This is a genomic window from Amycolatopsis acidicola (genome assembly GCF_007713735.2).
Classification (GTDB): domain Bacteria; phylum Actinomycetota; class Actinomycetes; order Mycobacteriales; family Pseudonocardiaceae; genus Amycolatopsis_E; species Amycolatopsis_E acidicola.
Genome location: NZ_VMNW02000012.1, coordinates 35,681 through 47,517 on the forward strand (window position 1 = coordinate 35,681; position 11,837 = coordinate 47,517).

12 protein-coding genes are annotated in these 11,837 nt (G+C 70.0%); 8 read left to right on the forward strand and 4 right to left on the reverse strand.

Annotated elements, in window-relative coordinates:
- The first annotated feature begins 83 nt into the window (after positions 1-83).
- The 3 genes from FPZ12_RS10980 to FPZ12_RS10990 all read left to right on the forward strand — a co-directional run bounded on the left by FPZ12_RS10980 (position 84) and on the right by FPZ12_RS10990 (position 2,714).
- Positions 84-638 (forward strand): TetR/AcrR family transcriptional regulator C-terminal domain-containing protein, encoded by a 555-nt coding sequence (locus FPZ12_RS10980; protein WP_144747871.1) that lies wholly within the window; start codon positions 84-86, stop codon positions 636-638.
- Positions 639-701: 63 nt separating this feature from the next.
- On the forward strand, positions 702-1,775 hold the full coding sequence (locus tag FPZ12_RS10985; protein ID WP_144747872.1) for a glycosyltransferase: 1,074 nt from the start codon (positions 702-704) through the stop codon (positions 1,773-1,775).
- Positions 1,776-2,009: 234 nt separating this feature from the next.
- Positions 2,010-2,714 (forward strand): polysaccharide deacetylase family protein, encoded by a 705-nt coding sequence (locus FPZ12_RS10990; RefSeq protein ID WP_144747873.1) that lies wholly within the window; start codon positions 2,010-2,012, stop codon positions 2,712-2,714.
- Here the strand turns inward: FPZ12_RS10990 and FPZ12_RS10995 are convergent.
- Both FPZ12_RS10995 and FPZ12_RS11000 read right to left on the reverse strand, forming a co-directional pair.
- A complete protein-coding gene (locus tag FPZ12_RS10995) occupies positions 2,690-3,640 on the reverse strand; it encodes a M56 family metallopeptidase (protein ID WP_243769787.1) in 951 nt (316 codons plus the stop codon). The genes FPZ12_RS10990 and FPZ12_RS10995 overlap by 25 nt on opposite strands.
- Positions 3,637-3,996 carry a BlaI/MecI/CopY family transcriptional regulator gene (locus tag FPZ12_RS11000; RefSeq protein WP_243769788.1) on the reverse strand — a complete coding sequence of 120 codons (360 nt, stop codon included), beginning with the start codon at positions 3,994-3,996 and terminating at the stop codon, positions 3,637-3,639. The genes FPZ12_RS10995 and FPZ12_RS11000 overlap by 4 nt, the downstream gene beginning before the upstream one ends.
- 102 nt (positions 3,997-4,098) lie before the next feature.
- Here FPZ12_RS11000 and FPZ12_RS11005 point away from each other — a divergent pair, with 102 nt between their 5' ends.
- The 4 genes from FPZ12_RS11005 to FPZ12_RS11020 all read left to right on the forward strand — a co-directional run bounded on the left by FPZ12_RS11005 (position 4,099) and on the right by FPZ12_RS11020 (position 7,841).
- Positions 4,099-4,773, forward strand: coding sequence for a DUF998 domain-containing protein (locus tag FPZ12_RS11005; protein ID WP_166462684.1), 675 nt, complete (start codon positions 4,099-4,101; stop codon positions 4,771-4,773).
- 69 nt (positions 4,774-4,842) lie between these two features.
- Entirely contained in the window at positions 4,843-6,114 is a 1,272-nt protein-coding gene (locus FPZ12_RS11010; RefSeq protein ID WP_144747876.1) for a hypothetical protein, read from the forward strand.
- Between the two features lie 146 nt (positions 6,115-6,260).
- A complete protein-coding gene (locus tag FPZ12_RS11015) occupies positions 6,261-7,259 on the forward strand; it encodes a DUF389 domain-containing protein (protein ID WP_208025824.1) in 999 nt (332 codons plus the stop codon).
- Between the two features lie 90 nt (positions 7,260-7,349).
- A complete protein-coding gene (locus FPZ12_RS11020) occupies positions 7,350-7,841 on the forward strand; it encodes a DUF1269 domain-containing protein (protein ID WP_144747877.1) in 492 nt (163 codons plus the stop codon).
- Positions 7,842-7,886: 45 nt separating this feature from the next.
- Here the strand turns inward: FPZ12_RS11020 and FPZ12_RS11025 are convergent, their stop codons facing one another.
- Together FPZ12_RS11025 and FPZ12_RS11030 are read right to left on the reverse strand one after the other, a co-directional pair.
- Positions 7,887-9,290 (reverse strand): DUF1254 domain-containing protein, encoded by a 1,404-nt coding sequence (locus tag FPZ12_RS11025; protein ID WP_208025825.1) that lies wholly within the window; start codon positions 9,288-9,290, stop codon positions 7,887-7,889.
- A gap of 14 nt (positions 9,291-9,304) precedes the next feature.
- A complete protein-coding gene (locus FPZ12_RS11030; protein WP_144747878.1) occupies positions 9,305-11,188 on the reverse strand; it encodes an alkyl/aryl-sulfatase in 1,884 nt (627 codons plus the stop codon).
- A gap of 195 nt (positions 11,189-11,383) precedes the next feature.
- Between FPZ12_RS11030 and FPZ12_RS11035 the strand changes: the two genes are divergently transcribed.
- Positions 11,384-11,833, forward strand: a complete 450-nt coding sequence (locus tag FPZ12_RS11035; protein WP_144747918.1) for a DUF7144 family membrane protein — start codon at positions 11,384-11,386, stop codon at positions 11,831-11,833.
- Positions 11,834-11,837 lie beyond the last annotated feature (4 nt).

The following is an 11,837-nucleotide window of genomic DNA, read 5'->3' on the forward strand; positions in this document are numbered from 1 at the left end:
GGGTCACGAACCCGAACGGTGTTCACCTGAACGGTGTGCAGGTTATACTGGGCGGGGTCGGTCGGTCAACGGGAAGGGCCTGAGTGCGTTATCACCGGAATGACGTCGTCAACCGCGCTATCGAGGTCCTCGACGAGTACGGGCTGGAGTCACTGACCATGCGCCGGCTCGCGGCCGAACTCGGGGTGCAGCCCAGCGCGCTGTATCACCACGTGCCCAACAAGCAGACCCTGCTGGCCATCGTCGCCGACGAGATCCTCGCCCGCGGCAGGCGCCCGCAGCGGGCTCGCGCGTGGGACCGGCGTGTGGTCGAGGTCTGCGCCGAACTGCGGGACGCCATGCTCGCCTACCGTGACGGCGCCGAGGTGGTCTCCACCGCTTACACGTTCGGCCTCGGCGCGGGCGGTCCGGCCAACCGCTTGCGGGAAGCCTTGCGGGACGGCGGTTTCCCCGACGATCTGGTCGATGTGGGCACGCGAGCGCTGCTGCATCTGGTGTTCGGTCACGCGGTGGATGAGCAGACGGCGTTGCAGGCGGCGAGTGCGGGTGCGATCGACAGGGCGCCGGGTGGGCCTGCGGATTTCGAGCGTGCGTTGGAGCTTCTGCTGGACGGGCTGCGGTCGCGTTCGCGGGTCTGATCGGCACCGAGTTTTTGCCGTCAGCTAACCCTACGAACTTCTACCGCACTGTAGAACTACTACATGGATGTAAAAGTTCGTGTCGTGGTCCTGTCCGCGCGGATCGGGGCCGGGCACGACGGCGCGGCCGCGGAGCTGGCGCGAAGGCTGCGGGCGCTCGCGTGCGACGTCGCGCGCCACGACTACCTCGACCTGCTGCCCGGCCGGCTGGGGCAGCGGCTGTGCGACGCCTACCACCGCGAACTGGAGGTCGCGCCGCGCAGCTGGGACTGGCTGCTGGCGGCGGCGGGCACGAAGCCGCTGGCCGGGCTAGCCGCGCGGGCGTCGGCGCTGGCGGGGCCGAAACTCCTTGACGCGCTGGGGAATTCGCCCGGTCTGGTCGTTTCGACCTATCCGCTCGCGACGCAGGCGTTAGGGGAGTTGCGGCGGCGCGGCGTCCTGAATGTCCCGGTCGCCGCGTATCTGACTGACCCGGCCGTGCACCGGCTGGCCGTGAACCGGTTCGCGGACCTGCACATCGCGCCGAACCCGCGTGCCGCGCTCGCCGCCCGGCGGTTCGGCGCGCCGCGGGCGGTCAGCGCGCAGCCGGCCGTCGCGCGCGGATTCCGGCCTGCCGCGCCGGGGGAACGAAAGCGGGCACGGGAAAAGTTCGGGCTCGAACCGGAGGGCCGCTTCGCGCTGGTGCTCTCGGGCTCGTGGGGAGTCGGCGACGTCGAGCGCATCACCATCGACGTCGCGGGCACCGGGGTGGCGCGGCCGGTGGTGGTGTGCGGACGCAACGAAGCGCTGCGGAAAAGGTTGCGGCGCAGGGGTTTCCCGCACGTCTTCGGGTGGGTCGAGGACATGCCGCGGCTGATGCGGGCGTGCGACGTCGTGGTGCAGAACGCGGGCGGCCTGACCTCGCTCGAAGCCCTCGCCGCGGGGTTGCCGGTGCTCACGTACCGGTGCCTGCCCGGCCACGGCCGCGCCAACGCACGTGCGCTCGACGAGATGGGCCTCGTGCCCGCGGTGAGCGGCCCGGCAGCCCTGGCGGACGCGCTGCAGGTGGTGAAAGCCCCCGGCCTGCCACCCGGCGACGACCCGGCCGCGCTGCTCGCGCGCGTGGCGGGGATGCGGGAAGTGGCGGTGGCCGCGTGAAGACGGTGCTCGCGCTCGCTGGTGTTGCACGCGGCTCCGGCCGCGCTCTCCGCGTGCCCGGCGGCGGCACGGAAAGTCCCGGTAGCCGCATGAAGGCAGCGCTCGCAAGGGCTGGCGTGCCGCACGGCGCTCCGGCCGCGCTCCCCGCGCGCTTGGCAGGGGCGCGGGAAGTGGCGGTGGCTGCGTGAAAACAGCCCTCGCTGCGACGAGGGCACGGAAAGTCCCGGTGGCCGGATGAAAACAGCACTCGCACTAGCCGCGGTCGGGGCGTTGCACGCGGCTCCGGCGGCGCTCTTCCTGCCGCCGCTACGCCCACCCGGCCTGGCGGGCCGCGGCGATCCCGGCCACGTGGCACTGACCTTCGACGACGGGCCCAACCCGCTGTCCACCCCACATTTCCTGCGCGCGCTGGAGGTGCGCGGGGTGCGGGCGACGTTCTTCCTGCTGGGCGAGCAGGTGGCCCGCGCACCGTGGCTGGCAGGGGAGATCGCCGCAGCCGGGCACGAGGTCGCGGTGCACGGCTGGGCCCACCAGTGCCTCCTCCGTCACGGCCCGCGCCGCGCGTACGACGACTTCGCCCGCGCTTGCGACGTGATCGAAGACGCGGCAGGCTACCGTCCACAATGGATCAGGGCACCCTACGGCGTGTTCAGCACCGGCTCACTCGTGGCGGCGCGGCGCCTCGGACTCACCCCGGTGCTGTGGACCTGCTGGGGCTTCGACTGGACGAGCCGCGCCACCCCGGAATCCGTGCTGCGCACAGTGTTCAAGGACCTGAACGGCGGCGGCACGGTCCTACTCCACGACTCCGACCACGCCGCCGCGCTGGGTTCCTGGCGCGCAACGCTTTCCGCGCTCGGGCCGTTGCTGGACGAGTGCGGGCGCCGGGGCCTGCGGGTGGGGCCGCTCGCCGATCACGCCGTCGCACGTGCGGGGTGATGATGGTGGCCGACGGACGCGATCTGCAACCCCGCGTGCAGGTCGACCGCCGCGTCCACGCAAGCCTGCAAAGTCCAGGCGGCGAGCGTGATCCACAGCGCCGCGAAGAGCACGGCGACCGGCCGCCAGTCCAGGCGAACCGGCGCGGGCGCGAGGAGCGCCGCCACGCGCCGGGGCACCGAGCCGCCGGTGGCCGCGGGCGTGAACACCTGCGCTTTGTCCCTGGTGGCGAGCGCCGCCTTGGCCACGGCTGTCGCGACGAGCTGCCGGTTTCCCAGCTGCTGGGCGGTTTCCTCGTCGGCCCACCGCTCGACGAGGTACTCGATCGCCGAACGCAGCGGCCACAGCAACGGGTTCAGCGCCGCGGACAACCCGGCCGCGACGAGGAAAAGGTGGTGCCGCCGCCGAAGGTGCACGCGCTCGTGAGTCAGCAACGCCCGCCGTTCCGCCGCGCTGAGCACCGCCAGCATCGACCGCGAAACCACAATGCGCCCGCCACGCACGGGAGCCGCGAACGCCACCGGGCCGGAATCGGGCAGCACCACCAGTTCCCCGGCTGATCCGGCCACGATCCGCCGCACCGCACGCAGCCTGCGCAGCTGCCGGAGGACGGCGACCACAATGGACACCGACACGAAAACCAGCGCCACCCCCGCCGCGGCCTCGACCGGCACACTCGCGATTTCCAAGCCCCGTAACGAATCCGGCGACCATTCTCCGATTCGCGCGATGAGCGGAATCAGGGACAGACCCGCGAACGCCAGCACGCACAACGCGACTGTGCTGCCGGTCGCCAGCGCGACGGCGCTGATCGAAAGCAGCCACGCCGCGCGCGCCGGACGGGCCGTCGAGGTGAGCAGCCGGGCGAGCGGCCAGCCGAGCACCGGCAGGAGCAGCGGGACGAACACGTCGAAATCCACGGTCACGTCCTGCCCGTGCCGCGGAACAGCCGGCGCAGCATAGTCTCGTCCGCCGCCGACAGATCCGACACGAACCGGGCGAGCACGCGGGCTCTGTCCGGCTGGGTGTCGAGCAGTTCGCGCATCTGCCGCGCGGCCAGCCCCGCCTCGTCCTCCACCGGCGCGAACACGAACGAACGGCCACGCTTTTCCCTGGTCAGTACGCCTTTTTCGTGCAGCCGGGTGAGAATCGTGAGCACCGTCGTGTAGGCGAGCCCGGCGTCGACGAGCTGCTGGACCTCGGCCGCCGTGGCGGGGCCGTCGTGGCTCCACAGCGCGGCCAGCACCTCGGTCTCGAGCTCTCCGGGCCCTCGTCGTGTCACCCCTTGAATCTACAGGAGTGTAGAAGTTCGTGGGTCACCTCACAGCGAAGCGAAACCGCATTCTCAGCTTTTCCTCATGGGGAGCAGGCAACGTGTGCGGGCGTGACTCTCGTCGACGACTCCCGCCTCGCGCCCGCACGCCCTTTGGAACACGCCGCCTCCCGGCGCTGGTTCCTGTCCAGTTTGGGCGCGCTGGGCGTGGCTGTCGTGGTCGTCACCGGGTTGCACTTCTTCTTGGGCGCCAAGGTGAATCCGGTGGAAGAGGTGATCAGCGACTACGCGCTGACCGGCGGTGAGGGCTGGTTCGCCGTCACCGCGCTGGCGCTCGCGGGCGGGATGGCGTTGCTGGTCGTCGGGCTGGCGCGGGCCGGAATCGAGCTGGGCAACCGGTTCCGGCTGCTGGCGTGCGGCTGGTGCGTGGGGCTCGCCGTCTGCGCGTTCATCCCGACCGACCCGACCGGCGGCGCGCGGACCGTGGGCGGCTCGATCCACCTCGCCGCCGGGGCGATGTTGTTCACCAGCCTGCCGCCCGCGCTGCGGATTCTCGCCCGCAACCTCGGCCCCGAGCACGCGCGGCTCAGCGCCCGGTTGCACTTGTGGACGCGGTGGTGCTGGGTGATCGTCGCCGCTTTCGCCGCCACCCAGGTCATGATCATTTTCGCGGGACCCGGAGCGAGCACGGCCCTGCCGGTGCAAGGGCTGTGCGAGCGCCTCGCTTTCGCCACGTACGTCGTCACACTGGCCCAGCCCGCGCTCGCCCTGGCCAGGCGCCGCTGATCCGTCCACAGTGGATGTCACCTCCCACGGGCGAAGACCTGCTCGAGCGGGACGGTGCATCGTGCGGGGATGCCGGAAGCGCGCGAGGATCCGCTCACCTCCGACGAACGCAACGAGCTCGCGCGCTTGCGGGCGGAAGTGCGGACTCGCCGCCGGTTCTCGTGGAAGTCGGTCGTGTCCGCTGTGCTGCTCGTCCTCGGCTGCCTGCTCGCGCCGGTCTCGCTGCTGACCGTGTGGGTGCACAACCAGGTCGCCGACACCGATCGTTTCGTCGCGACCGCGTCCCCGCTCATCCGTGACCCGGCGGTGCGGACCGTGGTCACCGATCGCGTCACCGAGGCCGTGTCCAGCCAGGTCGACTTGCGGGGCCTGGCCACGAACGCGGTCGACGCCCTTGCCGCGCAAGGGTTTCCGCCCATCGTGACCACCACGATGCAGGGGCTCGTCGGCCCGCTGACCGCGAGCGTCCGGACGTTCGTCCACGACAAGATCGCCGACCTGGTGGCGAGTCCGGGTGTCGCGAGCTTATGGGACCAGACCATCAGAACCGCCCACGAGCAGCTGAACTCCGTGCTTTCCGGTGACAGCAAGGCGGTCGTGATCTCCGGCGGGCAGGTCCAGCTGGACCTCGCGCCGTTCATCGTGGTGGCGCGCCAGCAACTGGTCGATTCCGGGTTCGCGCTCGCCGGCCGGATCCCCGACCTCCACCCGACGATCGCGATCGCCGACGCGGCAGGCCTGGTGAAAGCCAGGACGGGATACGCGCTTTTGGACAACGCGGCGACGTGGCTGCCGTGGGTCATGCTCGTGCTGCTGGCGCTCGGAGTGTTCCTGGCGCGCCGTCATCGGCGCGCGCTGGTCGGGGCCGGGCTCGGGGTCGCGGTGAGCATGCTCGTCGTCGCGGTCGGGCTGATGATCGCCCGCGGGATCCTCGTCAACGCGGTGCAGCCACAGGCGAGCGTGGCGGCGGGTGACGCCTACGACATCTTCGTGCGCTACCTGCGGGCAGGGCTGCGCACAGTGCTCGCGGTCGGCGTCGTGGTGGCGCTCGGCGCGTTCCTCGCCGGGCCTTCGTCCACCGCCGTGGGCCTGCGCCGTGGCGTAACCAGAGGCATCGCCTGGCTGCGCGGTTCCAGCGGCTTGCGCACCGGCTCGGTGGGTCCATGGGTGCACGCGCACCTGAACGCGCTGAGGGTGGCACTGGTCGCGGTGGCGGTGCTGATCTTCGTGTTCCTCGACCGGCCCAGCGGGCTCACCGTCGGGCTGATCGCGTTGGTGCTGCTGGCCTTTCTCGGCGTGGTACAGCTGCTGGACCAGCCCGCGGCGGAGAAAGAAAGCTAGCTACCCGACTGGCACAACGTCGCGGCGCGCTGCTCTGCGGCCCGAGCACGGCGCCTCACATGCGGGGATGAGATCATCGGTTCAGCCACAAGACCTCATCCGCCGGAGGCGATGGGTACGAGGCCGACGGTGCTGATGATGCGGGGGTGAACCTCGAATCGGTGGTGCGGCCCGTGCTGTCCGAGGCCGATATCGACCGGATGACCGGGAAACTGTTCCTGACCGGACGGGCACAACGCTCGGCGTTCTGGGTGCTGCTGACCCTGGCCGCGATCATCTCCACCGCCGGGGTGGTGACCGACTCCACTGCCACCGTGATCGGGGCGATGATCGTCGCGCCGCTCATGACACCGATCCTCGGCACCGCGCTCGCCGCGGTCCTCGCGATCCGGCGGCAGGTGCTGCTCAGCGTCGCCCTGGTCCTCGGCGGGGCGGTCGTCGTGGTCGCGATCGGCTACCTGATGGGGCTGCTCGTGCCCGGCCCGGTCACCGCCGACACCAATTCACAGGTCGCGGCGCGGGTGAGCCCCGGCCTCATCGACCTGATCGCCGCGCTCGCGACGGGTGTCGTCGGTGCCTTCGCGCTGGTGCGGTCCGACGTCTCGGACACCCTGCCCGGTGTCGCGATCGCGATCTCGCTCGTGCCGCCGCTCTCGGTCGTCGGCCTGACGCTGGAGTCCGGCGCTTACGGACAGTCGGGCGGAGCGCTGCTGCTGTTCGCCACCAACGTCGCGGCGATCATCGCGACCGGTACGGCGGTCCTGCTCGCATACCGGGTGCGCGCGGCGGCCCAGTCCTTCGGCAAGCCGGTGGGACGGCTCAGTGCGCCGACGCTGGTCGTGATCGTGGGTTTCGTGCTTCTGGTCAGCGTGCCGCTGGGCGTCGGCAGCTACCAGGTCTTCCAGCAGGAGCGCACGGTCGCTGTGGCCCGGCCCGCTGTGGAGCGCTGGACCCAGGAAAGGGCGTGGCACCTCGTCGAGCTGACCTTCGATCAGGGAGTGCTCGAAGTGACCGTGGCCGGGCTGCCCCCGGCCGGGGACACCACCTCGCTGCGGACCGCGCTCGACGACGCGGGACTCGGTGACGTTCCGGCCCGGCTGTCGCTGGTCATGGAGGGCACCCAGGATCTGCCCGCCGATCGGTGAGCGGGAATTTCGTCCCCCAGAGGTGAGGGCCGCCGGTGGTCGCCGGGGGACGCTGCGAGCACATCACTCATTGCCGACGGAAGGACGACCATGGCGACGCTGACGGTCTGGAAGTTCGACGATCCCGCGGCGGCCGACAACACGGTCGCGATGCTGGAGACGCTCAGCAAACAGGAACTCATCAGAGTGCACGACGCCGCGACCGTGTCGTGGCCGCACACCGCGGGCAAGCCGAAAATCCGGCAGCTGCACAACCTGACCGGCGCGGGCGCGCTCGGCGGCGCGTTCTGGGGCATGCTGTTCGGGCTGATCTTCTTCGTGCCGTTCCTCGGTGCCGCCGTGGGCGCGGCCACCGGCGCGCTGGGCGGCAAGATGAGCGACGTCGGAATCGACGACGACCTCATCAAGTCCGCGCGGGAACGGATCACGCAGGGGACGTCGGCGCTGTTCCTGCTCTCCAGCGACGCGGTGCAGGACAAGGTCAAGGCGTCGCTGGACGGCCTCGGCCTCAAGCCGGAGCTCATCCAGTCCAACCTGTCGGCCGACCAGGAAACCGCACTGCGCGAGATGATCGCCCAGTAACCACCAGGCGGCGCCCCGGCCGGGAATTCCCCGGCCGGGGCGCTTTCATATCGTTCTGATCAGGTCGTCCGGCCGCCAGGTCTGGTCGTAGAACTCGGCGCCCGTGCCGTAAAGACGCAGTACGCCGACGAAGTTCCGGCCGGGAACGGTCTGGATGAACGCCGTGTCCGCCACACCTTCTGGCTGCCGCGGCCCGAACCACAGGTCGATCGAGCCGTCCTCGTTCGCGGGGATGTCGTAGTAGCCGTTGGTCGACGGCAGCAGTTGTTCGGTCTCGGGCATGGTGCCGTCGGTGACGTTGTAGGCGGTCACTGCCCAGAACAGCCCAGCAGGCGGGTTCGGTGGCAGGCGGAGCTTGTAGGTGTTCGAGCCGTCGAGGAACTCACCATCGGCGTCACGGATCGTGTACGGGTACTTCGAGCCGGCGCCCGTCGTGTGGATGTTCATCGCCGGCGCCGAGGAGTAGGCGTACTGGAAGAAGCGCGAGCGCGCGTCGATGTCGAGGTAGGTCTCCTGCATCCACTCCGCCGTGGCGCCGCACCACGCGACTTCCCACTGCCTGTCGTCGTAGTAGTAGTTGCGTTTGTCCGCGCGCCCCAGCTGGGTGGCGGCGAGGATCATCCGCGGCGCGTCCGTGACGGCGCGCTCGAGCTGAGCGCGTTGCCAGCTCTCGGGTTCGAACTTCCTGTCCTTGACGATGCCGATGGACGCCAGGACTCCCCGCAGCTCGGGGGCGATGGCCCCGACCGGTTCGTGGTCGACGAACTCCTTGAGCTTGGTCCAGTAGGCGAAGTCCGTCGGGTACATCATGTTCACCCGCACCCCGCTCGCGTTCGGGAACCGCATCGCGGGGACGTCCTTTTCCTCCTCCCACAAGGGAAACAGGCGCGTCTGCTCGGCGACCGCGACGGCGGACGCCGGGTCGGGCCCGTGCTCGCCCCGCCCCATGATCGTGCGGAAGAACAGGAAGACGTTGTACGTGGACGATTCGAACGTGTAGTACCCACCCGGCACGTGGCCGACGTAGCCGGGCGGGAGCAGCAGGAACAGCCCGCCCCGGCCACGGTCCGGCCCCACCGCCCCGACGTCGGTGAGGGTGCGCTGGAAGAAGTCGGTGAACATGCCGATCACGTTCGCGGGCGCGTTCACCACGAGCGGCCCGGTGCGTTTCAGGTCCAGGTAGCTCATCGAGTAGATGACGTCCGCGTTGGGCGTCGGCACCCAGGTGCGGCTGTCCATCCGGTCCTTCCAGATCGGCAGGACGTGGTAGCCCTGGCCGAATTCCGCCTCGGACCCGTCCCGCATCCCGATCAGGTTCAGCGCGGGCAGCATGGTCACGTAGGCGTGCACCGCGCGCTGGTAGTACAGCTCGGCGCGCAGGGACTCCGCTTCCTCGCGCGGAAGCCAGTTGCCGTTGTTGATCCGCCGGAGCAGCGGCGAGGTCGTCACGGTTTCACCGCCCCTCAGGGAGTCACGATGGCGAACCCGGGATCCGGGGTGTCGAGGACACCGAACAACCGCGTGAGCACGTCCGCGTTCCCGTCGATCGTCAGGTCGCCGGAGCCGGTCAGCGCATCCGGATTCGCGGTGCCGGACAACAGTTTCAGCAATCCCGCGCGGCTGATCCGGATCCGCGCGTCGGCCTCGTCGCGTCCACTTCCCGCGCCGTGGATGAGCACCCCGTTGCGCAGGCGCGACCAGTAGGTGTCCTCGCCGTCCTCGTGCGTGACTGTCCAATCCAGACCGATGCGCAGCTCGCCCGCGCGTGGCCCGTCGATCCGGATCGCCAGGCTGTCGAACATCTGGGGGAGGCTGAGCTGCGCGAGCAGGTCCGCGGACGCCGTGGTCGTCGGCGTCCCGGCGACCTCCCCGCGCAGCTCCCTCGCGCCCGTGAGGTAGAAGTTGCGCCAGGTCCCGTTCTCGGCGCCGAAACCGAGCTGCTCGAACGCCGCGGCCTGCAGTTCACGCGCCTCCTGGTTGCTGGGATCGGTGAACACGAGGTGCCCGGTCAATTCCGCGACCCAGCGGAAGTCGCCTTCGTCGTAAGCCCGTCGTGCCACGCCGAGCACGGCATCGGGCCCGCCGATCGCCGCGACGTAACGGCGTCCGGCCTGCTCCGGCGGGTGCTGCCACAAATGCGCGGGATTGCCGTCGTACCAGCCCATATAGCGCTGGTAGACAGCCTTGACGTTATGGCTGATCGAGCCGTAATAGCCGTGCGTGTGCCACGCGTTCTCCAGCGCGGTCGGTATTTCCAGCATTTCCGCGATCTCGGCGCCGACATAGCCCTTGTTCAGCAGCCGCAGCGTCTGGTCGTGCTGGTAGGCGTAGAGATCCCGTTGCTCGGAGAGGAAAGTGATGATCTCGTCGCGGCCCCACGTCGGCCAGTGGTGCGAAGCGAATTCGACGTCGGTGTCGTTCCCGAACAGCTCGATCGCTTCGGTCAGGTATTGCGACCACACGTGCGGATCCCGCACCAGGGCGCCACGCAGGGTGAGCAGATTGTGCAGTGTGTGAGTGGCGTTTTCGGCCATGCACAAAGCGCCGTGTTCGGGGAAGAAGAAGTTCATTTCCGACGGTGCTTCGGTGCCCGGCGTGATCTGGAAAACGATCCGCACGCCGTCGAGAGTTTCTTCCTGGCCGGTATGGATGACATCGTGCGTGGGCGGCACCAGCGAGACGTTGCCGGTGGAAACGGTCATCCCCAGCCCGGCGCCGATCTGCCCCGCGGCCCCCGTCGGCAACGCGGCGCCGTACATGTAGGCCGACCGCCGTGCCATCGCCGTCCCGGCGTACACGTTCTCAGCGACCGCGTGGTGCAGGAACCCTTCCGGCGCGAGGATCGGCACCGGCTCGCCGGAGAGAACCCCGCGTGCGCCCCCGAAATGATCGACGTGACTGTGCGTGTAGATCAGCGCGGTCACCGGCCTGTCGCCGCGTTCTTCGCGGTACAGGGCGAGCGCGGCGGCCGCTGTCTCCGTCGAAATCAGCGGGTCGATCACGATGATGCCGGTGCGGCCCTCGACGATCGTCATGTTCGACAGGTCCATCCCGCGCACCTGGTAGATACCCTCGGTCACCTTGTAGAGACCGTGCATGGCGACCAGCCGCGCCTGCCGCCACAGGCTGGGGTTCACCGTGTCCGGCCGCTCCCCGGCGAGCAGGCCCGCCCAGGCGTCGGCGTCCCACACGACGCGGCCGTCCTCGGCCCGCACCTGCGCGGGCCGGCGCGTACGCAGGAAGCCACGCCGGGCGTTCGCTTCGTCGGTGGTGTCGGTGAACGGCAGGTGGTCCTGCATCGCGGCAGCCGCCGCGACGATGCCCTGGTCGGCGACTGTCCCGGTCATGCGCGCCCCATTTCGTCGGTGGTCGTCTTCCGAGACGACAACACGCGCGGGGAAGGCGCGAATCGCCTGCCAGGGGTGAGCCAGCTCCCGGACGGCCTGGCCGCGTCCACTGTGGACGTTTTTCACCCCTGGCAGGCGAAGAAGAGGCCCTGCGCCGCGCGGAGCATGGCGCCCGACGCCTACCCAGGAGTGGACATGACCGAGCAAGCGCAGCACAGCACCGCGACCGCCGCACCGGCGACCGGGCCCCGCCGCGAGCAGCCACGGGCGAGCCTGTGGGTGGGCTGGATCTGGTTCGCCGCCACGATGATGATCATCACCGGCCTGTTCAACGTCATCTTCGGGCTGGTGGCGTTGTTCCGCAAGGACTACTACGTCGTCGGGCCCAACGGGCTGCTGCTGTTCAACCTCACTTCGTGGGGATGGCTGCACCTGGTCGTGGGCGCCTGCGCCGTGCTGACCGGTCTCGCGCTCTTCAGCGGCGCCACCTGGGCCCGCGTCGTGGCGGTGCTGCTGGCGGGGATCAACGCGCTGGCGCAGCTGGCTTTCCTGCCCGCCTCGCCCGCGTGGTCGGTCATCGCCATCGCGCTGGACGTACTGGTCATCTGGGCGGTCGTCGTGCACGGCCGGGAAACCGCGGACTGAAGAC